Annotated in this window: 21 protein-coding genes; 4 read left to right on the top strand and 17 right to left on the bottom strand. The window is 65.8% G+C overall.

Features of this window, described 5'->3' with window-relative positions; genetic code table 11:
* Nucleotides 1-25: 25 nt before the first annotated feature.
* Genes ACAM49_RS11930 through glf form a run of 3 tightly spaced genes read right to left on the bottom strand, consistent with a single transcriptional unit; the run spans nt 26 to nt 3,749 of the window.
* Nucleotides 26-610, bottom strand: coding sequence for a phosphatase PAP2 family protein (locus ACAM49_RS11930; RefSeq protein WP_369635532.1), 585 nt, complete (start codon nt 608-610; stop codon nt 26-28).
* Nucleotides 607-2,553 carry a glycosyltransferase gene (locus tag ACAM49_RS11925; RefSeq protein WP_369635531.1) on the bottom strand — a complete coding sequence of 649 codons (1,947 nt, stop codon included), beginning with the start codon at nt 2,551-2,553 and terminating at the stop codon, nt 607-609. Before ACAM49_RS11925 ends, ACAM49_RS11930 begins: the two co-directional genes overlap by 4 nt.
* On the bottom strand, nt 2,550-3,749 hold the full coding sequence (glf, locus tag ACAM49_RS11920) for a UDP-galactopyranose mutase (protein ID WP_369635530.1): 1,200 nt from the start codon (nt 3,747-3,749) through the stop codon (nt 2,550-2,552). The genes ACAM49_RS11925 and glf overlap by 4 nt, the downstream gene beginning before the upstream one ends.
* A gap of 314 nt (nt 3,750-4,063) precedes the next feature.
* Here glf and ACAM49_RS11915 point away from each other — a divergent pair, with 314 nt between their 5' ends.
* Nucleotides 4,064-5,290: a hypothetical protein gene (locus ACAM49_RS11915; protein WP_369635529.1), complete on the top strand. Its 1,227-nt coding sequence runs from the start codon at nt 4,064-4,066 to the stop codon at nt 5,288-5,290.
* Nucleotides 5,291-5,349: 59 nt separating this feature from the next.
* Here ACAM49_RS11915 and ACAM49_RS11910 read toward each other — a convergent pair whose 3' ends face one another.
* The 3 genes from ACAM49_RS11910 to ACAM49_RS11900 all read right to left on the bottom strand — a co-directional run bounded on the left by ACAM49_RS11910 (nt 5,350) and on the right by ACAM49_RS11900 (nt 7,386).
* On the bottom strand, nt 5,350-6,000 hold the full coding sequence (locus ACAM49_RS11910; protein ID WP_369635528.1) for a hypothetical protein: 651 nt from the start codon (nt 5,998-6,000) through the stop codon (nt 5,350-5,352).
* A gap of 97 nt (nt 6,001-6,097) precedes the next feature.
* Nucleotides 6,098-6,850 carry a MerR family transcriptional regulator gene (locus ACAM49_RS11905; protein ID WP_369635527.1) on the bottom strand — a complete coding sequence of 251 codons (753 nt, stop codon included), beginning with the start codon at nt 6,848-6,850 and terminating at the stop codon, nt 6,098-6,100.
* An 80-nt stretch (nt 6,851-6,930) separates the two neighbouring features.
* Entirely contained in the window at nt 6,931-7,386 is a 456-nt protein-coding gene (locus tag ACAM49_RS11900) for a DUF4189 domain-containing protein (protein ID WP_040802312.1), read from the bottom strand.
* Between the two features lie 294 nt (nt 7,387-7,680).
* On the opposite strand from ACAM49_RS11900, the gene ACAM49_RS11895 reads away from it, so the two are divergent.
* A complete protein-coding gene (locus tag ACAM49_RS11895; RefSeq protein WP_369635526.1) occupies nt 7,681-8,412 on the top strand; it encodes a S1 family peptidase in 732 nt (243 codons plus the stop codon).
* An 82-nt stretch (nt 8,413-8,494) separates the two neighbouring features.
* Here ACAM49_RS11895 and ACAM49_RS11890 read toward each other — a convergent pair whose 3' ends face one another.
* Nucleotides 8,495-9,133, bottom strand: a complete 639-nt coding sequence (locus tag ACAM49_RS11890) for an NAD(P)-dependent oxidoreductase (protein WP_369635525.1) — start codon at nt 9,131-9,133, stop codon at nt 8,495-8,497.
* Between the two features lie 53 nt (nt 9,134-9,186).
* On the bottom strand, nt 9,187-10,152 hold the full coding sequence (locus ACAM49_RS11885) for an EamA family transporter (RefSeq protein WP_369635524.1): 966 nt from the start codon (nt 10,150-10,152) through the stop codon (nt 9,187-9,189).
* A gap of 107 nt (nt 10,153-10,259) precedes the next feature.
* Between ACAM49_RS11885 and ACAM49_RS11880 the strand changes: the two genes are divergently transcribed.
* Nucleotides 10,260-10,763 (top strand): MarR family winged helix-turn-helix transcriptional regulator, encoded by a 504-nt coding sequence (locus tag ACAM49_RS11880; protein WP_369635523.1) that lies wholly within the window; start codon nt 10,260-10,262, stop codon nt 10,761-10,763.
* A gap of 67 nt (nt 10,764-10,830) precedes the next feature.
* Here ACAM49_RS11880 and ACAM49_RS11875 read toward each other — a convergent pair whose 3' ends face one another.
* Nucleotides 10,831-11,154 carry a helix-turn-helix domain-containing protein gene (locus ACAM49_RS11875; RefSeq protein ID WP_369635522.1) on the bottom strand — a complete coding sequence of 108 codons (324 nt, stop codon included), beginning with the start codon at nt 11,152-11,154 and terminating at the stop codon, nt 10,831-10,833.
* Between the two features lie 136 nt (nt 11,155-11,290).
* On the opposite strand from ACAM49_RS11875, the gene ACAM49_RS11870 reads away from it, so the two are divergent.
* A complete protein-coding gene (locus ACAM49_RS11870) occupies nt 11,291-12,004 on the top strand; it encodes a helix-turn-helix domain-containing protein (RefSeq protein ID WP_369635521.1) in 714 nt (237 codons plus the stop codon).
* A gap of 300 nt (nt 12,005-12,304) precedes the next feature.
* Here ACAM49_RS11870 and ACAM49_RS11865 read toward each other — a convergent pair whose 3' ends face one another.
* From ACAM49_RS11865 to ACAM49_RS11830, 8 genes are all read right to left on the bottom strand, one after another.
* Nucleotides 12,305-15,025 carry a hypothetical protein gene (locus ACAM49_RS11865; protein ID WP_369635520.1) on the bottom strand — a complete coding sequence of 907 codons (2,721 nt, stop codon included), beginning with the start codon at nt 15,023-15,025 and terminating at the stop codon, nt 12,305-12,307.
* Between the two features lie 318 nt (nt 15,026-15,343).
* Nucleotides 15,344-16,102: an N-acetylmuramoyl-L-alanine amidase gene (locus ACAM49_RS11860; RefSeq protein WP_369635519.1), complete on the bottom strand. Its 759-nt coding sequence runs from the start codon at nt 16,100-16,102 to the stop codon at nt 15,344-15,346.
* 14 nt (nt 16,103-16,116) lie between these two features.
* Nucleotides 16,117-16,572, bottom strand: coding sequence for a hypothetical protein (locus ACAM49_RS11855; protein WP_369635518.1), 456 nt, complete (start codon nt 16,570-16,572; stop codon nt 16,117-16,119).
* Nucleotides 16,572-17,876: a hypothetical protein gene (locus ACAM49_RS11850; RefSeq protein WP_369635517.1), complete on the bottom strand. Its 1,305-nt coding sequence runs from the start codon at nt 17,874-17,876 to the stop codon at nt 16,572-16,574. Before ACAM49_RS11850 ends, ACAM49_RS11855 begins: the two co-directional genes overlap by 1 nt.
* 29 nt (nt 17,877-17,905) lie before the next feature.
* Nucleotides 17,906-18,238 carry a hypothetical protein gene (locus ACAM49_RS11845; protein ID WP_369635516.1) on the bottom strand — a complete coding sequence of 111 codons (333 nt, stop codon included), beginning with the start codon at nt 18,236-18,238 and terminating at the stop codon, nt 17,906-17,908.
* Nucleotides 18,239-18,241: 3 nt separating this feature from the next.
* A complete protein-coding gene (locus tag ACAM49_RS11840; protein WP_369635515.1) occupies nt 18,242-19,288 on the bottom strand; it encodes a hypothetical protein in 1,047 nt (348 codons plus the stop codon).
* 14 nt (nt 19,289-19,302) lie between these two features.
* Nucleotides 19,303-20,379, bottom strand: a complete 1,077-nt coding sequence (locus ACAM49_RS11835) for a hypothetical protein (protein ID WP_369635514.1) — start codon at nt 20,377-20,379, stop codon at nt 19,303-19,305.
* Nucleotides 20,380-20,389: 10 nt separating this feature from the next.
* The gene (locus ACAM49_RS11830; RefSeq protein ID WP_369635513.1) at nt 20,390-21,418 is read right to left on the bottom strand and encodes a hypothetical protein; all 1,029 of its coding nucleotides are present in this window, start codon (nt 21,416-21,418) and stop codon (nt 20,390-20,392) included.
* Between the last annotated feature and the right edge of the window lie 7 nt (nt 21,419-21,425).

The following is a 21,425-nucleotide window of genomic DNA, read 5'->3' as shown; positions in this document are numbered from 1 at the left end:
TCAACGATGGCTCTTTCCTGGGCGGTCACTTCGCGAGTCTCTTTTCGGCGGCGAGCACGGCGGCCGCGGAGGCCGCGCCCAGCGCGGATCCCGCCAGCACGTCGGTGGGGTAGTGCACGCCGAGGACGATCCGGGAGAGCAGCATCGGCGGGACGAGCACCGCGGGCAAGGGTAACCCGGTCAACCTGCCGAGCAACACAGCCGCCGCCGTGGTGGATGTCGCGTGCGAGGACGGGAAGCTCAGCTTCGACGGCGTTGACACGTTGACCTGCACCGACGGGTCGTGCGGGCGCTTGCGGCGGACGACGCGCTTGATCACGACACTCGCCGCGTGCGCGCCGAACGCGCCGACGGCCACGCCCGCCCACTCGCGGCGGCGCGGCTTGTCGACCAGCGCGCCGACCGCGGCGATGCCGATCCAGCCCAGCGAGTGCTCACCGAAATGCGACATCCCGCGCGCGGCCTTGACCACCCGCGGATCCTGTCCGATGGTGCCCTGCACCAGGTTGATGATCTTGACCTCGGCCGGGGACGCGACCGGGGCCTCCGGCGCGTCCGGGACCACGCGCAATCCGCGGTCCTGGCCGGAAACGGGCTGTGCAGCCGTCATTTGGGCTCGTTCCTTGATTCAGTATCGATACCGAAGACGTTCTCCCACGCGGCCTTGCTGGTGAGATGCGAGTGCGCGCGACGATACTGCTCGCGCACCTCCGGGAAGCGCTCGGCCAGCTCCTTGCGCAGGCGCATCGCTTCCTTGAACAGCTCCATGGCCTTTCGCGGATCCCGCTTACGGTAGACGACGCCGCGGCCGTCGGCGGTGGTAACGGTGACGCCGTCGACCTGCGAGAGCAGGAACCAGCGCGCGTCCAGCGTCGGCACGTTCAGCTGCGGGGTGTCGTGGTGCTTCGGGTTGGCCTTGCGGAAGTTGTGCAGCACGCCCTTGCCCAGGCGGGTCACCTTGGCGAGCGGATTGCCCGGTTCGCCGACCGCGCCGACCTCGGCGTGCGAGGGCAGCGGCAGTTCGGTGGAGGAGGGCAGGACCACCGCGTCCGGGTACTCCTTGCGCATGGCGTGCACCTTGCCCAGCGCGGTCGGCAGCAGCTCGAAGAGCTTCTCCGGCCCGGCCAGGTAGTCGCGGATCGCCTCGTTCTGGATGGCGACCGTCGAATACTCCAGGCACAGCAGGTGTTTCAGCGTGGCCTTGACGGTGTTGACGACCATGGGGCGGCCGTCGTTGGGGAGGTGCAGGGAGGCGACCACCAGGCGGTTGCGCAGGTGGAAGTAGGCCTGCCAGTCGATGGCGTCGTCCTTGTCGGACCAGGCCATGTGCCACACCGCCGCACCCGGCAGGGTGACGGTCGGGTAGCCGTGTTCGCGTGCGCGCAAACCGTATTCGGCGTCGTCCCACTTCAGGAACAGCGGCAGCGGCTGGCCGATCTCCTCGGCGACCTGGCGCGGGATCACGCAGGTCCACCAGCCGTTGAAGTCGACGTCGATGCGGCGGTGCAGCAGCTTCGAGTTGTCGCGATCGCGCAGCGGGTTCTTGGCGAAGTCGTGGTCGTACTCGACGTTCGGGGCCGCGGTCCACATGAAGATGGAGCGGTCCACCACCTCGCCCATCACGTGCAGGTGCGAGCGCTCCTGCAGGTTGAGCATCTGGCCGCCGGTCAGGATGGGCGACTTGGCGAAACGCGAGAACGCCAGCGCGCGCAGGATGCAGTCCGGCTCGATCTCGATGTCGTCGTCCATGTAGACGATGTATTCGGCGTCGGTGGTCTTGAGCGCCTCGTACATGACCCGGCTGTAGCCGCCGGAGCCGCCGAGATTCGGCTGATCGTGAATCGCCAGGCGACCGCCCAGGCGGGCCGCGGCCTCGGTGAAGCCGGGCTCGTCCACGACCTTCTTGGTGCCCTGGTCCGGAATGATGACGGCCTTGATCTTCTCCAGCACCAGCGGATCCGAACCCAGGGCGGTCAGCGTCTTCACCGCGTCGGTGGGGCGGTTGAAGGTCGGCATGCCGACGGCGATGCTGCCCTCACCCGGCGCCTCGATCGGCGCGTACCAACCGCCGCTGCGCATTTCGACATGGCTGTCGGTGGTGATGTCGAACCAGATCCAGCCGCCGTCCTCGAACGGGCCCAGATCCACCTCGAACTCGACGAAGTCCGCGGCCGCCGCGCCGTCACCGGGCGTGCTGAACTCGTTGCCCTGCACGTGGATTCGGGAACCGTCGGCCTTGGAGCGGTAGACGTCCACACGGCCGTGGCCGGACAGTTCCAGCCGCAGCACCACGGACTTCAGCACGCTCCAGCGCCGCCAGTAGCTGGCGGGCACGGCATTGAAGTAGGTGCAGAAGGAGACCTCGGACTCCGCGCCGATGGCCAGCGCGGTGCGCGTGATGGCATGCGCGCGCCGGGCATTGGTCTCGGATTCCTCGAGGTACAGCTTGCGCACGTCCAGCGGTTCACCCGGCCGGGGCAGGATGATGCGCTGGAGCAGGGATACGGCGCGAGTCTCGGTGCTCATGTCTTCCCGAGTGAGTTGGGCGGTCATTCGGCGGTGTCCACCAGCGGCGCACCGGTTTCCAGGTGCGGGCGCAGCACATTGTCGAACATGCTGAGCGCCGCGCCGATGGCCATGTGCATGTCCAGGTACTGGTAGGTGCCCAGGCGGCCGCCGAAAAGCACCTTGTTCGCGGCGGTTTCGGCCTTGGCGCGCTCGCGGTAGGCGAGCACCTTGGCGCGGTCCTCCGGGGTGTTGATGGGGTAGTACGGTTCGTCGCCGGTCTGGGCGAAGCGCGAGAACTCGCGCATGATCACCGTCTTGTCGGTGGGGTAGTAATCGCGCTCGGGGTGGAAGTGGCGCGGCTCGATGATGCGGGTGAAGGGGACATCCGAGTCGTTGTAGTTCATGACCGGAATGCCCTGGAAGTCACCGGTTTCGAGCACCTCGGTCTCGAAATCGATGGTGCGCCAGCCGAGTTCACCCTCGGCGTAGTCGAAGTAGTGGTCCAGCGGGCCGGTGTAGACGACCGGGGCGTCGGGGTTCTGGGCGCGGATCTCGTCGCGCACGTCGAACCAGTCGGTGTTCAGGCGGACCTCGATGAGGTCGTTCTCCGCCATCCTCGACAGCCACGCGGCGTACCCGTCCTTGGGCAGGCCCTCGTAGGTGTCGTTGAAGTAGCGGCTGTCGAAGGTGTAGCGGACCGGCAGCCGGGTGATGATGTTCGCCGGCAGTTCCTTGGGATCGGTCTGCCACTGCTTGGCCGTGTAGTCGCGGATGAACGCCTCGTAGAGCGGGCGGCCGATCAGCGAGATGCCCTTCTCCTCGAGGTTGGTCACCTTGCTGCTGTCGAACTCCGCCGACTGCTCGGCGATGAGCGCGCGCGCCTCGTCCGGGGTGTAGTAGCGGCCGAAGAACTGCGATACCAGGGCCAGGCCCAGGGGCAGCGGGTACGCCTGGCCCTTGTGCAGGCCGAAGACGCGGTGCTGATAGTTCGTGAACTCGGTGAACTGGTTCACGTAGTCCCACACCCGCTTGTTCGAGGTGTGGAACAGGTGGGCCCCGTACTTGTGGACCTCGATGCCGGTTTCCGGATCCGCCTCCGAGTAGGCGTTGCCGCCCAGGTGATAGCGACGTTCCACCACCAGGACTCGCTTGCCGAGCAGGTTGGCGGTGCGTTCCGCGATGGTCAGCCCGAAGAAGCCGGAGCCGACAATGACGAGATCGAAGGGGGATGCGACGGTCACGGGAGCCCAGACTACCGGCACTGCCTCATCGCGCGCGTCGGCTCCGTCGGGCCGGGTTGGCAGGGTTCGCACGGGGGCGATGCCACGACTTTGCCGGGACCGGGCGCCGACTCCGCGACAGTAGGCCGCCGAGTGACTCGCGTCATCTCACTGAGCGGGATTGGTCGCAATCTTTTTGCGCAGAGTTCACGAAAGCGCGGACAGCGGCGTCATGAGAGCTGTATTACATATCCACCTGAATTGATCGTATGACCAGTTCGTAGCCGTGTGTTAGCGCGGCCGTGCCCCCTAGCTCGACCGGAAGACCCTGAAACATGCGCTTCACTCGCTTCGCCCCATTGCTCGGGGCGGTCTCCATCACCACCGTGCTCGGCACCGCCGCCCTGGTCCCGGGTGCCGCACCCGCCCGCGCGGAAGAGGGCGACACGCTCGCCGCGGCCGAGATCGCCGATGCCGGGGAAGTCTGCGGCAAGCCCGGCGCAGCAACCTTCGACGACGTCATCTCCGCGGCCGCCAGTGCCATCCGCACGGTCATCCCGGCCGGGCAGCAGGCCGCCTACGACCAGTCGGTCAACGACTTCCGCCAGAACGTCGCCTCGGTCCACGTGCATCGCCGCGGCTTCCTGCCGCTGAGCCCGGACGAGGTCAACGACCGCACCCAGTTCCTCGACGACCCGATCGTCACCTACATCGTCAACAACCTCGACGCCATCCACTCCGGACAGGTGCACCGGACCATCGCGCTCTCGGACCTGAAGGTGCGCGACGTGGTCGAGGTCTTCATCCTCGCCACCCGCATCGTGAAGATCCCGGCCCAGTTCGCCGCCAGCCTGGTGCCGACCGTCGGGTTCGTGCTCAAGCCGATCGTCGGCGCGCTGTTCAACGGCGTGAAATCGCTGGCGCGCGCGGTGCAATCGCAGCTGTCGGTGGGCTGCGATGCGCACGGGGTGTACCAGAAGCTGCAGCTGGATCTGCCCGATGAGCACGTCGATCTGCCGCAGCCGCTCATCGACCTGGCCAACCAGGTGATGAAGGCCGACGGCGCCTGCACCCCGATCGCGGAGCTGAAGACCGCCGACCTGGTCGAGCGCACCCGCAACTTCCTGACTACGGCCGCGCTGCCCGTCGACCCGAACACGATCAACGCCAATGCCGATGCGCTGCAGGGCTTCCTGCGGAACAACCGGGTCGCCGACATCATGATGCTGCGCCGCACCGAGCAGCTCGGGCCGATCGTGGACGCGCTGGACTACGGACCGCTGACCTTCCTGGCCAACCTGGGCTTCGACATCTACGAGGGCCGCGCGGTCAATACCGTCGCGCTCTCGGATGTAAAGGTGGAGAACGTCTTCGCGCTCATCACCTTCGCGCTCGACACCACCAGCCTGCTGCTGACCGTCGGCAACACCATCGCCGGTTTCACCGGCGTCGCCTCGACCATCACCACCCCGCTGGGGATCGCCGAGACCATCGCCTTCGCCCCCGCCACCTACGGTGCGCCGATTCTGCGCGGCGTCATGCAGTCGATGTGCGCGGTCTGATCGCTTTATAGATGCGAACAGCCGCCCGGTCGAAAGGCCGGGCGGCTGTTCGTTTTCCGTCAGTAGTACGGGTAGTACGGCTGAGCCGGGGCCAGCTCCTGCTTCGCCGCGGCGATCCAGCGCCCCGTCGGCGGCACCGCCGCCAGCACGAGAATCGCGAGCGACAGCAGCAATCCGACACCGCTGACAATCGATCCCGAGGCCACATTGATCACTCCGCCGATCGCACCCAAGGCGGAGGCGATGATCACCAGCACCCGCCCCACGGTCTTACGCATCAGCAACAGCACCGACCCGACCAGCCACATCAGCGCCATCACCCCCGCGAGGATGGCGATGACGAGCACCAGCACGGCGGTGCCGCTGTCCTCCCCCGAGATCCCGTCCCGATCATCGCGGAAAGCCACGACGAGCGCGATCAACCCGATGCTGCCCAGCACCGACAGCAATCCCAAGATGATCCCCAGCACGCCCGCCGTGATCGCGGTCCCGCCACTCGCCTGCATCGACGGCGCCCCGTATGGCCCCGGATACGTCCCATAGGGACCGGGGTACCCGGCCACCGGATAGCCCGGCTGCCCGAACCCCGTTGCCGGAGCAGCGGTTTGCCACGGAAACGGCCGCTGCTGCGGATAAGCGGTAGCCGGCGGATACTCCAGCGGCCCGAATCCCGGCTGCGCCTGATCCTCCGGCCCGTACGGATAACTCATCGGCTCTCCCCTCCCTTGCGCGCGAACTCTACTCCCGCACCGGCAGGGGCAATCCAGTCATTTTCGGGGACCGAGCCAGCGCGCCGGAGGGTTCCGGCTAGAGCCCGGCCGAGAAGACGCGCATGGCGTCCCGGACGTACTCGGCGGTGCCCTCGCCGTGCTTGTCGTAGTTGGCCGCGAAGCGCGGGTCGGCTACGTACATGTCGCCCAGACCGTTGAAGTACTGGGCGCTGATCGGGCCGCCGGTCGGGGTGGAGTCGAGCCAGTCGTAGTGGCGCTGGACGATTGCCTGAACCTCGTCGCTGTCGACCGGGAGGCCGGCCGCGTGGGCGCGGCCGTAGTCGGCGGCGATGTCCAGGTGGGTCTGGAAGTGGGCCTGCTTCTCCGCCTCGGTCTTGGCGTTCCACCAGCGGTCGCCGCTCTCCCAGGCGTCCTTGCCCCAGCGCTCGATGACCTCGTCCTTGTACTGGGCGTGGTCGAATCCGTCGAATACTTCGTTTGCCATCAGTTGTTCACCTGCTTCCGTCTTGCGCAATGTGGTTTGCACCGAGGCGATTTGGCGCGCGATCCGGTCCTGCTCGTTTCTCAGCAATTCCAGATGCGTGCGCAGGGCGGCGGCGGTGTCCTTTTGCCCCGCGAGGACTTCGGCGATGGCCGGCAGGCCGAGGCCGAGTTCGCGGAGCAAAAGGATGCGCTGCAGCCGTACGAGGGATTCCTGGTCGTAATAGCGATAACCATTCGAGCCGATCCGGGTCGGCGGCAGTAACCCGAGGTCACCGTAATGCCGCAGCGTGCGGCTTGTGGTGCGGGCCACCTTCGCCAATTCCTGGATCGACCATTCGGCGCTCACGTTCCGGCCTTTCGTATCCCTTCGTTCTCCTCGATGAATTCAGGATGCAAGTTGACGCAACGTCAAGGTCAAGCGTTAATCTACGCGCCGTCGGTGCACTCGGTGTAGCGGATGTGGACGGACTGCTTCGGCGGGGCGGAGCTGCCGAACATGGCGGCCGGGGCGGGCATCCAGTTGGTGAGCCGGTCCATGGCGTCGCGCTCGGCCTCGGCGCGGTTGCGGCCCGAACCGCCGTAGTAGTAGGTGTGATCGGCGCTTTCGGCGATGGAGCCGCAGCCGTCACGGAACTGCACCAGGATCTTGCAGCCGCGGTGGGCGCACTGACCCAGGGCATCCCGGTCGGAGGAACCCCAGTTCGGGTAGTTCCAGGCCGCGCCGTAGAAGGTGCCGCCGTCGGTGCTCAGCGCCAGCGAGCCGTACAGCGAACCGTCCGGACCGCGCTCCATGGCGTTGGCGGTACCGGCCCCCAGCGACGTAACCAGCACGGCCGCAGCGGAAACGAACATGGTCAGGGCGAGTTTGCCCGAGAAAGCCATTCGAAAATTCTCCCCGTATTTGAAGCGGCCCCTGAAAATGGGGGCAGCCCCGGTGTGCGCGATGGTGCGATCACCACCGACCGGAGTTCTATCACGGGGCACCGACAGGGCCAAGTCCGTTTTCCGCTCGGAAGCCGCTGGCGGGCAAAACGTTCCGAATGGGCCATCGAATCGGTCACCCGCGTTGCGACTTGCAACGAGGTTGCGGGCGTGACATGCTCCGCGTGCGCGCTGCCGGACTCCCGATTTCCGCGCGCGCACGATTCGAATTTTCGGGGGATGAGGAATAACCCAATGTTCTCTGCGGGCCGCGCCCGAGTTCTGCGCGTGGCGGCCACCGCCGCCGCCGCTGTCAGCTCCACGCTCCTGTTCGCCGGACCGGCGAATGCGGCCGGGCCGGTGACGCTCGGCGGCGGTTCCGGGGTCTACGTCGAGGACCTCACGGCCACGGACATGGTCAGCGACTGCACGCTCACCGCCGTGGGCTACGACAACAAGAACCAGCTCGTCGGCCTGACCGCCGGCCACTGCGGTGAGGTCGGCGCGCGCGTCGCGGCCGAGTACACCCGCAGCGGCGGCATCGGTGTGGTCACCGAGAAGAGCGAGGACATGGACTGGGGGATCATCGTCTTCAACCCGGACAAGGTGATCCCCACCCGCCGGGTCGCGCAGTCGGTGATCAACTCGGTGGGCGCCCCGCCGCAGATCGGCGAGACCGTCTGCAAGAACGGCCGCACCACCGGCTTCACCTGTGGACCGGTGTGGGAGACCAAGGCGCTCACCTTCCGTAGCCAGGTGTGTGCCAACCACGGTGACTCCGGCGCACCGGTGCTGCGCGGCGACCAGCTGGTCGGAATGGTGGTGGCGGGCACCAACTTCAAGGCCGGCCCGATCGATGTCGAGCTCCCGCTGTGCGAGGGCGGCGGCAACCTGATCCACGAGCCGGAGCTGTCCACCAATATCTCCGCGGTGCTGGCCGATATCGACCGCCGCGGCGGGGCGGGCGCGGGCTTCCGCATCGCCTGAGGCGTTCGCACGACGAACGGGGCGTGACCGGTTATCGGTCACGCCCCGTTTCGCGTTGTGCGGTGGCGGTTTTCGGTGGATCTCAGTAGCCCACCGTGATCCGGGTGCGGTGGTGGCGGGGCCGTTCGATCTCGTCGAGCAGGGCAATCGCCATATCCTCCATGGAGATCGAGGAATCGCCTGCCGCGTCGAAGAGTAGGTCGTCGGCGCCGAGCCGGTAGACGCCGCGGCGCTCGCCGGGCTCGAACATGGCGGCGGGGCTGATGTAGGTCCAGTTCACCGCGTGCTCGGTGGTGCGGAACACCTCGAGCTGGCGGCTGCCGCCCGCGGCGATCGGTCCCAGGTAGGCCGGGAATTCGGGCTGCTCGGCGAGCGTCTTGCCGGTCCCGGGGACGGTGAGGCTGCCCGCGCCGCCGATCACCAGCAGCCGAATCCCGCTGTCCGCCAGGCCCGCCAGCAGCGCGGCGGCGACCTCGGCCAGTTCGTGCTCGCGGCCCGGGGCCGGGCGGGTCACGCCGACCACGACATCGCTTCCGGCGGCGGCCTTTTCGACGGCAATGGGGTCGGTGGCGTCGGCGGTCCACACCTCGGCCTGCTCGGGCAGGTGGCGCAGCCGGTCCGCATGGCGGGCGACGGCCCGCACCGCGTGGCCCCGGCCCAGCGCCTCGGTGACGATCCGGCTGCCCGCGTTCCCACTCGCTCCGAACACTGTGATCTGCATGGTCTTTCGCTCCTTGATCTGCACGGTCTTGCGCTGCGTCGAGATGGATCCGGTCAGGCGGCGAGGCGGATCTTGGCGGTGAAGGTCTCCGCCGCGCCCGCTCGCACCCGGGGCTCGGACTTCGGCGCTCCCGGCGCGGAATCCTTTGTGCTCGGGCCCGATCCGGTCTGGCCGAGCAGGGTGCCGCCCAGGGCGATGACCATGCCCAGGATCTGCAGCGGTGCCAGCGACTGTCCGAGCGCGACCCAGCCGATGATGGTCGCCGAGAGCGGGCTCAGCAGACCGAGGAACTGCACCGAGGTGGCGCTGGCCTTGGCGATGCCGCGGAACCACAGCGCGTAGGCGACGGCCGTGCCGATCAGGCCCAGGAAGAGGTAGCCGCCGATATTGCGGGCGTCCAGCACGGGCGGCATGCCCTCGGCGATGGCGGCCACCGGCAGCAGCAGGAGCCCACCCGCTGTCAGCTGCCAGCCGGTCATGGCCAGCGGGCTGACCCCGTCGGGGCGACCCCAGCGCTTGGTCAGAATGGTGCCGCTGCCCATGGCGATGGCCGCGGCCAGCCCGGCGATCACGCCGAGGGTATCGAGGGCGGCCGTGGCCTTGAGCACCACGAGGGCGACGCCGCCCAATCCGATCAAGCCCGCCACGATCTTTCGGGCGCTGAGCCTTTCGAGCCCGGCGGCCGCCGCGAAGCCCACCGCGAACAGTGGCGCCGACGAGGTGATCACCGCCGCGACACCACCCGGCAGCCGGTAGGCGGCCACGAACAGCAGCGCCGTGAAGAGGCCGATGTTCAGCGCCCCCAGCGCGAACGCACGCGTAATCCATTGCCCGTGCGGCAGTTTCCGGGTCAGGGCCAGCAACAGCAGGCCCGCGGGCAGCACCCGCATGAGTGCGGTGAACATCGGGCGGTCCGGCGGCAGGAACGTGGTGGTGACGTAGTAGGTCGATCCCCAAACCAGCGGTGCCAGCCCGGTGAGGGCGAGCGTCCCGGTGAGTCCGGCGCGTGAGGTGGTCATTTCAGCTCCTCATTGATAATCTCAATGCTGAGATAAAACCATCTGGATACCTCAGTGTCAAGTATCTCAACATTGAACTTTTTCTGAGCCGAAAGGACCAGGTCACCGTGGCCGACGCCGTAGACCAGATCACCGCCGCCTGGCGCGAGCAGCGCCCCGACGTCGACTCCTCCCCCATGGAGATCTTCGGCCGCCTCTCCCGCCTGGGCCGCCTGTGCGACAAGGAACTCTCCGACTTCTTCCGCACCCACGGCCTCGAACGCTGGGAATTCGACGTCCTCGCCACCCTCCGCCGCTCCGGCAACGAATCCGGCCTCAGCGCCGGCGCCCTCAACAAGGCCGCCATGCTCACCTCCGGCGCCATCACCAACCGCATAGACCGCCTGACTGCCAAAGGCTGGGTAGCCCGAGTCCCCGACCCCACCGACCGCCGAGCCATCAAGGTCGTCCTCACCGACGAGGGCCGCGCCTTGGTAGACCGCCTCCTCCCCCTCCACACCGCAAACGAGGACCGCATCCTCACCGCCGCCCTAACCCCCACCGACCGCGAAACCCTCATCCCCCTACTCCGAAAGTTCGCCGAATCCCTCGGCGACACCTCCCTGGCCTGAAACGCGAAAAGGCGGCGCCCCCTTTTCGAGAGCGCCGCCTTCGTAGACCGAATTCACCTGCCACCGGTCATGTTTCAGCCAAACAGACCGAGCAGCCTTTTCCGGGCAAGCAATCGGCAGCCGGAAGCAGATCCTGAACCTCGCGACCGAGCGCCACGGCGGCGAGTATCAACTCGTCCACCTGGAACGTGCCCGGTCGAGCCATCCGGCGCGCGAGCACAGCACCCGTCATCCCAAGTCGTCGCCCCAGGTCCACGTCACTCACCCCCGCCTCCTTCATCGCCCGACCCAGCCGGTTCCCGACACATCTGTCCATCCAGTCCACCGGACCGCCTTCCGCCCCTTCGCCCAGCGCCGCCACCGGCCCCGCCATCGCGGTCAGCGGCAGCATTTGAGCTATCGTTCGAACATGTGTTCTATTATCCGGGGCAACAAGATGAGAGTTCAACGAACTCCGTCCACACAATCCGTGGGAGACCCCGCATTACAGAGCGCAATACAAATGTTTGCGGGAGAGGCGAGAACTCTTGGCTGACAACCTATTCGGTGACTACATCCGCCAACGCCGAGAAGACGCCTGGCTCACTCGCACCGAACTAGCCAAGAAGGCAAACCTGTCTGTCTCCCTCATCGAAAAGATCGAACTGGGCACCCGCCCGCCGACTCTGCACTCCCTGCAGATCCTGTTCGATCAACTGGACGTATCGCCGATGCACCGCAGACACATCCTCGACCTGGGCCTCCCCGGGCTCTTCGGCCCGCCGCCGACCGCGGCCACACCCGGCACCGACGACCTCGCGGACCTCGCCGCACTAACGGACCCCGCCAGCTTCTACACGTTGCCGATTTTCACAATCGTGGCCGCAAACGCGGCCCATCAGCGCGCCTTCCCCGGCCTGGGACCGGGCATGAGCTTCGTGGAATGGCTATTTCTCGAACCCCTCGCCCGCGAGGTGCTGGTGGAGTGGCGCAAGGAGGCATCCCGCTGCCTGCACAGCATCCGCCAACTCGCACCCAACATCGCCACCGACACCCCGGTCTCGAACCTGGTCCGCAGATGCCGAACTGCCGTCGAATGGGACGAGCTGTGGAACAGCAAGCCCCTCTACAACTTCGACGATCACATCCTGGTCCACGACCTGACCGACCGAAAGATCCGGAGTCTGCGGATCCGCATCTACTCGCCGGAATACCCCCAGCGCGCCTGGTGGCTCTGCCGGTTGATCCCGGAAACACACTGAGAGGAGCTCTCGGCGCGATCGTCGCCAGCTATTCGTACCTGTGAAAATTTGGCACATTGGCGAGAGAAGCAGGGTCTTCCATCGGCAGGATTTCAATAGAATCACTGGCCTTCGCCCGCGAGACAACGATGCCATTCAAGCAAGAACCGCACCACATGATGATGTACCCAGTTCTGGACGAGACGTTCCCAATGAACCGGAAATGCAGATCCCGCTGCCCACACGTCGGGCAATCCATCAAACCTACCGCTACGCCATCCAGAACAAGGGCGAGCTGACCCAGCCAGACTTTTCGATTACTCATTTACCAAGCCTCTTCAAATAGTGGGTCCAGAATTGTTCCTCACTCGCATGAGCCGCCAATTCCCATTTATGCATTGTTTCCATGGACTGATACTTCCCATAAACTCTTGCCTGCCATACATGCTGGCGTTCATGACCAAGAGTCTTCACCAACTCCTCAATCGACGTGAAGGCATCAGGGTACAGGGTTATAACCCGACCGTCGGGGGTAGTATGACCGTAAAGTTGTCGGCCGATCAAGTCAGGATTTCTATCCAGCTTGATCCTGACACCCTTGAAGGTCAGTTCGGCTGTATCAGCAACACGCCGTACGACACGCTTCTGCATAGGAACCGCCAGTTCAGAGAAGGCGCCGAGGTTCTCCGTGCGCCGCCAGTACCCACCTGCCCGCGGCGCCCCGTCGGAAATAACACCAAAGCTGCGCGGTACTCCCGCCCAAGATTCAGCCAGACCTTTGAAGGTTTGACTGATTCCTTGCCGCACAAAGGCAGCGGCAGATCGGACAGACACTTCCACACGCGCAGCGACGGCTGCGTCTGAATGCGCGAGAGATTTGCTGCGGACTGATGTAGACGCGTCGAAAGGCCTTTGTTTTAGCGGGATGCTTGGCCGGCTCGCACTGGGGAGCATGGCGTGCGAGGTTGGCGCGCTAGTGACTCCGCTCAGGCTAGAGCCGTCGGGCTGCATCGCGACGGCTTTCGGCGGGACCCCTGTCACACGGCTACCGAGGTTTTGAAGAGAATCCGATACACCAACACCGGCTCTTGTAGTGTCGTCGAGGGTATTTCTGGCGTTTGTCGCCAGACGACCAGTCGCGAGCTTGATCCCGGCGATCGCTGGACGTACGACGACGCCGCTCGCTTTATTGATCCCCGACGCGGCTGCCAGAGCGCCGAGCAAGGTGCCCATTCCTGCGGTGATGTTGCCCTGACGGAAATCTGCGTATCCGAAATTATTGGCGAGATCAGTGACCAGCTGGTTCGCTTCGCCCTTGTTCAGACCGGGAACGATTCCATTGTTGGCGGCTTGATATCCGAGGGGTCCGAATTGGGCGGTTATGCCGACAATCGCGGCGGTTTTGGCGAGGTTTTTACCCAGAGCTGTCCAGGAGTCGGCGAAACCCGGGCTGTCCGCACCACCGAGACCAACCAGCGGCAGGGTGGCCTGATAGGTGTTAAGGAAGGCGGTTCCGAACTTGCCGGAGAACGAGGTGTAGTTCTGGCCGTTCGCGCCGATTTCTGATCCAACCCACGGTTTTCCGGGGAACTCCCCGAACTGCGTGATTAGTTCGCGGTGCCCCTTCTTCTGCCAGTCCTCTCCGAAAATACTGAAGATCGTGGTGGCTTTTTGCTGGTCGGGTGAAAGAATGATCTCCTGCGTGAACACATTGTGGGTACGTTCACCATATTCTTTGGTCGGCTTGAAGATCTGAGTATGATCCGTTCCGGCGGTAATCGTTCCAAGGACGATTCCGCCTTCCTTTACGAATACACCACCCGATGGATTCGGTTCCAGCACATACTTATCCAGCACCACACGGTTCTCATCGAACTCGTGAACGGCATCGCTCGATCTGTACCCAGGTACCCGCTGCCAAAGCATTTCGCCGAGACTGCCGTCGGCGTTCTGCCGATAATGGCCCTCGCCCTTGTGGTCGAGGTCGCTGATGATCACCTCGGTCCACGGGTGATCGGTATCGGCGTCCTTGAGCACCTCAGTCACGATCTGTTTGTTGATCGGGTCGATGGTCTGGGCGTACTTCTGGTTCCACTGGTCGATACCGAAAGTGGTGGTCGTGGAGTCCAGGCCGCCGGTGATGCTGCCGGAGCCGTCTGAGCCCCATTGCTTCGTGGAGCCGTCGTAGCGGGTGAGGTATCCGGAGTGGTCGGGGCGTGTTTCACCGACCAGCCAGGGGGTGCTGAACTCGGGTGAGCCGAGGCGGAAGGCTTTTGTCGTGGTTCCGCCACCGGGCACGGCGTCGGTGACGTAGAACGTTCCGTCTGGCTGCTTGGAGACGGTCTGGTAGGCGAGTTCACCGTTGGCCTGGATTGTTTCGGTGGCCCAGTTGCCTTTTCCGTCGCCGACGGTGTGCGAAGTGGCACCGTTAACGAGGTCGCCGCCAGCGGGAACCGTGTAGGTGTCTTGGACGCCTGCGTTCGGCTGGCCGGCGGCGGGGATAAAGGTGACCGAATGCGATCCGTCCGGGTGCGCAATCCAGACTGTGGTGCCTTCTTTTTCGGCGCGGGAGCGGACCACGGTCGTCGTGTTGTCCGCGTTGTGGATGGTGGTGTCGATTGTCTGGCCGTTGGTCCCAGGGACGACGACGCTGGTTTGTGTGTTGTCGGCGTTCGGGGAGCTGTCCCACTGAGTACCGTCGGCGGGTAGCGGCACCGGCGCTGGAGCCGGGACGACCGGCTGTGGCAGCTGTCCTTCCGATGCCGGCACCGGACCTGTCGGTTGGGTATTCGGCTGCGGAAGTGGCTGGTTCGGTGCTGGCTCGGGGGCCGGGGACTGCTTGATCGGGCCGCCGGTGGGGAGGCCGGCGAAGTACATCGAGGGCGTGGCGGAGATCTGTTTTGCGGTCGAGAATGGGGTGAGGTCGTCGGCGCGCCTGAGGCGGTTGAAGACTCGCGCCGCGTCGGCCGGGGAAGACACAGAGAAGTTGTGGACACGGCCGCCGGTATCGGTTGGCGGATCGGCCGCAGGCGCAGATGACATGGCGTGCCGGGTCTTTCGTTGTGTGGGCATGAGAAAGGCCCAATCCCGCGTCGGGATTGGGCCTTTATTCGGAGGTGGCAGAGGAGGCTAAGACCTCTTGGAAGCGCTGGCGGACCTTTTCATCTGGTCGCCGCGGTTGATGCGCTGGATCAGTTGGGCGGTGTCCTGCTGGTTGAGGTTGTTGAAGTTGTAGATTTTCTGCCGACCGGAGCGCGGGGTGGAACCGGTTGTGCTCGCGGCACCGGGGATCCAGGCGGCTACTGGTCGAGTCGACGCCGAAAAGGCTGATGGCGTCATTGGATTCGACATCGGGGCCTCCTAGCGTTCGAGTCGTTCCAGGCGGGTGTAGATGTCGGCGAGGGCGTCTACGACGGTGCGGTTGTTCAGTTGGGGCCAGCCGGCGTATTGGCCGGTGTCGCGCTGGGTTCGGCCGCAGAGCTGTTCGCGAATGTCTTTGACGTCGCTGCCGATGGGGGCGCAGAACGCGGTGATGAATTCCTTGAGTTCGGTGACTTCTGCTGCGCTCATCGGCGCATCCTCTCCGTCGATGAAGGCCTGGACATCGCGGCGGAAGGCGTCCATGTCGATGCCGGCGGGGTCGATTTTTCCTTCGCTGCTGTACTCGCGGTGGGCTACGCAGTCGGCTGCGGTGCGGTCGATGCGGCGCAGGATGGCGGCGCAGCCGCGCTTGTAGGCGTCGAGTTGGGCTGGTGTCCAATCGGTTCCGTCACCGCGGGAGACGGCTTCGATGCCGATCACGTGGTAGTTGGCGTTGTTGGTGGGCCAGCCGGGCCACGAGCCGCGGCCGGCGTGCCAGCAGACGCCCGCGGCGATCACCCGATAGGTGCCGTCGCGTTCCAGAACCAGTTGGGCCAGTGGGCCTTCCAGGTCGGGGCGGCCGTATTGGACGATGCGCCAGTCGTCGGTTCCACCGCCCGCAGTGTGATGGCAGAGCACGCCGCGCAGGTCGGCGAAGTCGCCGTGGCCACGGTCGCGCCAGCCGTCGTGTTCGATGACGCGCAAACCGGCGGCCCGGAGTACGTCGGCGAGCCAGATCGGATCTCCGGTCCAAGACATGCGATATTCCTCCGTTACGTGACGTCGAAGGTGACGTAGGTGCCGTTGCCGCCCTTCACTGTCGCGGTGACACCGAAGATGCCGGTGGTCGAGTTGGTGACGGCGAGCCACAGCCGATCACCGGGCTGCACGACGATCGGAGTATCGGAGAGGGTGGCAACCGATTGCCCGGACGGGAAGTCCATGCCCTTGATCTCGGCGTTGTTCTGCATGAGCGACACATGAAAGGCGCCCGCCGACGGGCTCCAGGCAGCGGACAAGGTCACCTTGCAGCGCGCGATGCCCGCCCCTGACCCAGCGATGAGGATCTCGTTGGCGGCGGATATGACGGTGTCCGGGTACCCGGTGCGGGCAGTCCATCCGGACACCTTCAGGGCGGTAGTGGTGTCCTTGGCGACGGCCAGGTCACCGGATTTGTCCATCCCCATAGATGTCAGTGCCGCGCTGGGGGCGACGACGATGAGTCCCATCAGATCGTCACCCCTTTGAGGCTCACCTGTAGTCCCTTACCGGCCGGACTGTCAGCGGTGGTGATGTTGACGGTGAGGCGATCACCGGCGGCGAACGTCCACGGGCCGCCTGTCGTGACGACCGTGTCGGTGTTGTGAGCGGCGGCCGTGATGGTCGTCGAAGTGCCTGCGACAGGGTTGTTTCCGCTGCCGTTCGTCTTGCGCAACTCCACGACCAGATTGCCGGAGCCCGCGGTCTCACCACGGAAGGTGATCGAGCTGATGCTGATCGCCCGCTCGATCCGCAGCCCCTCCGGCATCACGTTTCCGGTGCCCGCCACGCGAGTTCCGGTGTGCGACTTGAAGGCGATGTCGTAGGCCTGACCGGCCGCAGTGGGAGTGCGTTGGTCGCTGAGCCGCGTGTCGGTGGTCGACACGGCTCCGAGAACGGTGCGCCCCGCCGCCGCATCGCTGGCAGTGAGCAGCGAACGTCCCACAGCACTCGCATCCGAGAGATGGGCGGTGATGTGCGTGTGCGCGGTGGGAGTCCGGGCGTCGGTGAGCCGCGAATCATCGCCCGCAACAGCGGTTGTCGAGGTCGAGCCGATGATCGGCGGGAAGGTCGCGGGCTTGCCGGTGACACCTGCCCAGTCGGTCGCACCGGCCGGGCCCCGGATCACGATGCCCTGTCCGTTGGGAGTCCAGCCACCGGCCGTCGCGCGGTAGACGTACAGCAGCCCGTCCGCCTTGACGACATATTGCGCACCGTCTTTCGGAGTGGCCGGCAGCGCGGCGTAGGTGGCCGCCTGCCCGTCGATCTGGATGCCCGCGCCACGCTCACCGCGCACCACGGCATTACCGCCGCTTGCGGGTACCGGCGAGACGAGTGTCAGATCGACCAGACCGGACGCACCCGCGTCGGGGTTGGCGGGGTCCGGGCCTGCCACGTACTCGGGGACGTTGAAGCTGAACGGTTCCAGGGCAACCGATTCACCCTCGTACTGGAGCGAGAAGGACACCCGCCAGGTCCATTGGCTCGGATTGGTGTCGGCGTTCGGCGCGACCAGCCGGATGCCACGCTGCCCGCGCCAGGTGAGGTAGCCGAATTCATCCAGTTCGCACACATAGTGATTGGGCAGCTGGACGTAGGTGGCCGGCGCGGGCTGCGCAGCGGCCACCAGTACCTTCGGCGCGTCGGCGGTGAAGGTGACCGTGCCGGTGAGGGGTGGGAACTCGGGGAGATCGCCGATGTCGGGGCCGTCGGCGATATTCGCGAGAAAGCGTCCGACGACCTTGCCGTACTTCAGTGGGGCCAGATCAGCCATCGATCAATGCCTTTCGTATTGGGGTGGGCCTATTCGGCCGGTGTCGGGTTGCTCGCGGGCGGCTCGGCGGGCTGTCGGTAGACCCAGAGCAGCCTGTCGTTCTTCATGAAGGCGATGGCACCGGGCAGCCCGGAGACACCGCGCACGGTGTTGCCGGGATCGGCGCCGAGCGCCAGCGGGAGGGAATCCGTCCGGAGCTTGCGGGGTTCGTCCACGGCGGTCGCGGGGTCGCCGGGGTGGCTCCAATAGGTAATGAATCTTCCGAATTCCACACTCGTCCAGACGAGTTCGCTGTCCTTCGGCACCAGAACGTCGGTCCACTCCGACCCGACATCGACCGGCAGCCGGAAGATGGTGGTCATTGCTTACACCTGCCCCGCGTAGACGATCAGCTGTGCGCCGGTGTTGTCGACGGAGAACGACTGGCTGCCCTTGGCGCGTTTGGCGATCACGTAGAGGGTTACGGTCTGATTCGCCTGCGCCACACCGAACTTCGCGTTGGGTGAGAGCGGGAAATCGAACTTCGGGCCGATCAGCACCCAATCCCAGTTGCTCATGTCGTAGCCGTAGCCGTAGCCGACGAGCTCACCGGTGGGGCTGCCGATCCGCACTTCGACATCGGTGCGGGTGCCGTAGCCATTGCCATTCGCGGACGCGACCCGGACCGAGCCGCGCACCTGCGGCCGCCACGTCACCGGCTGCCCCGGAATGGTGATGGCGGCGATCACCTTCTGGTCGTTGAGGTTCGAGCCGCCGTTGAACTGGCTTTTGCCGATCGCCCACGGCCCGCCGAGCTTCGGGTTGGGAGCCGGTACGAACTTGCCGAGGGCTGTGCTCCATTCGAGCACGTAGTCCTGTGCGACCGGATGATCGGCGTCGATCAGGACGTCTGCCGCATCCTGAATACGTCCAGCCGCGCCCGGGTCACCGGCATTGCCTTGGGCGCCCCGCGGGAAGGTGACTTCGAGATGCTGCCCCGGTGTGGTTCCGGTGATTCGTGCCGAGGCAGACGATCCTGGCGCACCCGCAATGGCGCTGCCGCTCAGAGCATTCGGCGGGCCAGCCTTTCCCGCTCTGCCGAACGCGTTGGCGAACGCGATGAAGTCGAGGCCCGTCCAGTAGTAGACGGCATTCTCCGACACCACTCGCCAAGCACTGCGCGCGTCGGCGGTCGTCAGATTCAGTGCCTTCAGGGCCGCTACGTCCGCGACGTCGCCGCGCCACAGCCAGGGCCAGGCCGGATCGCCCTCGGGGCCGGGCCCACCGGCCGGACCCTCGCGCAACTCGATGAGCGCCTCGCGGTCGACCAGTTCCAGTGGATTCACCGTATACGGAAGTCCGACTGAGTCGGAGACACCCCGCATGGTGATCATGATGTTCTCGTCGTAGACGGTCTGCTGTTCGTCGGTCATCCTGTTCTCCAGGCTCATGAGGCCGTCACCGGCCGCGCCCAGCACACGATGTGCGAATCGTCCTGCCGGTAGGAATAGTTGGAGTCGCCCCGGTTACGTCGCAGCACCACGAACAGCGTGACCGCCTGCCCGGCCGGAATGACGCCCACCGTGCTGTCCGGAGTCATCGTCCGCGTGCCGTAGTAGGGCTGGAAGGAGCAGAATCCGTCGGCGCCGAACGGGAATCCGGCTCCGAGCGCGACGATCTGCCCGGTCGCCGAGCCGATACGGACTTCGGCATCGATACGGGTGTTGAAGCTACCGATGCCCTCATCGGTGAAGATCAGGGTGCCGCCCCCGATCACCGGACGCCAATCGACGTCCTGGGCCGGAATATTCAGCTGCGCCACGGTATTCGGCGAGGTGCCGACTTTGCTCTGCGACGCGGCGAATCCGGGGCCACCGTCCCACGCCTGCGAACCCTTGATCGACCATGGGCCGCGCAAGCCCGGATTGGGGCGTGGTGCCCACCGTTGGCTGGTCGTGTTCCACACCGGAACCGCACCGTCGACGTGCGTTCCGTCCGCGTAGTCGGGGGCCTGCCGAATCGGTCCGGGTCCGCCCGGCGCACCTTTGACTCCCTGCACTCCCTGCGGGACAGTCAGATTCAGCACCAGATTCGGGCGGGTGCCGGTCACGGTCACCACTAGATCGGTGCCCACCGGGCCAGTTGCGACCGTGCCGATCGAGATATTGCACGGCGCACCGGTCGGTCCGGCGCCACCGAACGCATCGGTGAAGGAGTCGAAACTCGTTCCGTTCCAGTACATCAGGGTGTTGGTGGCAAGTACTCGCCACGCCTTGCCCGCATGGGCGATGGTCAGTTTCGAGGACAGCGCCGTCAGCGCGGCCTGATCGGCGATATCGCCCTCCCAGCGGAAGACCGCGCCGGGTTGACCCTGCGGTCCCACCGGGCCGGGTGTGCCGGTCATCAGTTCGAGCGACCCGTCGCGCGGAGTGCCGTGCAGCGCCTGCACGACCCCTGCGGTCCCGACACCCTCGTCGATACCACGAATGAGCGTGGACTCGAAATATTCTCCTACGGTTGACATTTCACCTCATTCAGATGGGCTGGGCGTGGACGACGAGTGATGCCTGGCTACGCGAGAAGCCGATCTTCCCGCTGCCGTCGCCCGCACGATTCAGGCTGACCACGAAAGTGGCGGGCTGTCCGGCGGGCAGCGTCGCGAAGGTCGAACTCGGCGACAGGGATGGCACCGAGGTCTCGTCGCGGTAGGAGGTGAGCAGCGGAAGATACAGGTAGCCGCCGGCGCACGGACGCGTGGCGGCGACGATCACGCCGTCTGCGCTGCCCAATCGCACGGTTGCCTCGACCGCGGAGCTGGCGCCGTACACGTACACGTGTCCCTGCACGACCGGCCGCCAGGCGAACGACTGCGCGGGAACGGTGAACGTGCCGGCCGTCAGCTGCGATGCGTCGACCTCCTGATCCTCCACGAAGTCTTCCTGGAACCAGGACCAGGGACCGACACCCATGGGCGGCTGCAAGGGCCGGAATTTCTGCGTAGGGCGGTGATAGGCGAATACATAGTTGGAACCAGGACTGGTCGAGTGGTCGTAGTCCGGCGAGTCGACGAGCTTGCCCGAAACGCCCGCCGGACCCTTGGGCCCGGCGAAACCGGCAGGTGCGGTGACCTTAACCTGCTGATTCGCACCCTTGCCGACGAAATCGAGAGCCGGAACCGTCAGATTGGGTTTGTGCAGAGTAGGGGCGACATCGAGCGTATTGGCGTCGGCCAGCGGTCCCTGTGGGCCCACGGCGTGTGGCGAGTGCAGCCACCGCGTGCCGTCCCACACGTCCATGCCATCGTCGTCGAGTCGATGCCACCACTTGCCCCGGTCGTCCGCGCCGAGTCCGGTCGGGCGGGCCGCAGCGGTCGGGATCTCACCCATCTTTCGAAAGGTGCTGCGCGGACGACCTTTCGGGCCCGCGGCGCCGGTCGGGCCCGGGGGCAGCGCCAGGTCGGCCACTTCGTCGGAGACCGTTAGCTTCGCGTCCAGCGTCGGCAGGCCGTCGACGTCCGGCTGCCGGGTAATCGTGATTCGGGCGGGAAAACTTATGTCCGCCATGATGTTT

The organism is Nocardia sp. JMUB6875 (assembly GCF_041154655.1).
GTDB lineage: Bacteria > Actinomycetota > Actinomycetes > Mycobacteriales > Mycobacteriaceae > Nocardia.
This window is presented reverse-complemented; position numbering and strand designations above follow the sequence as displayed.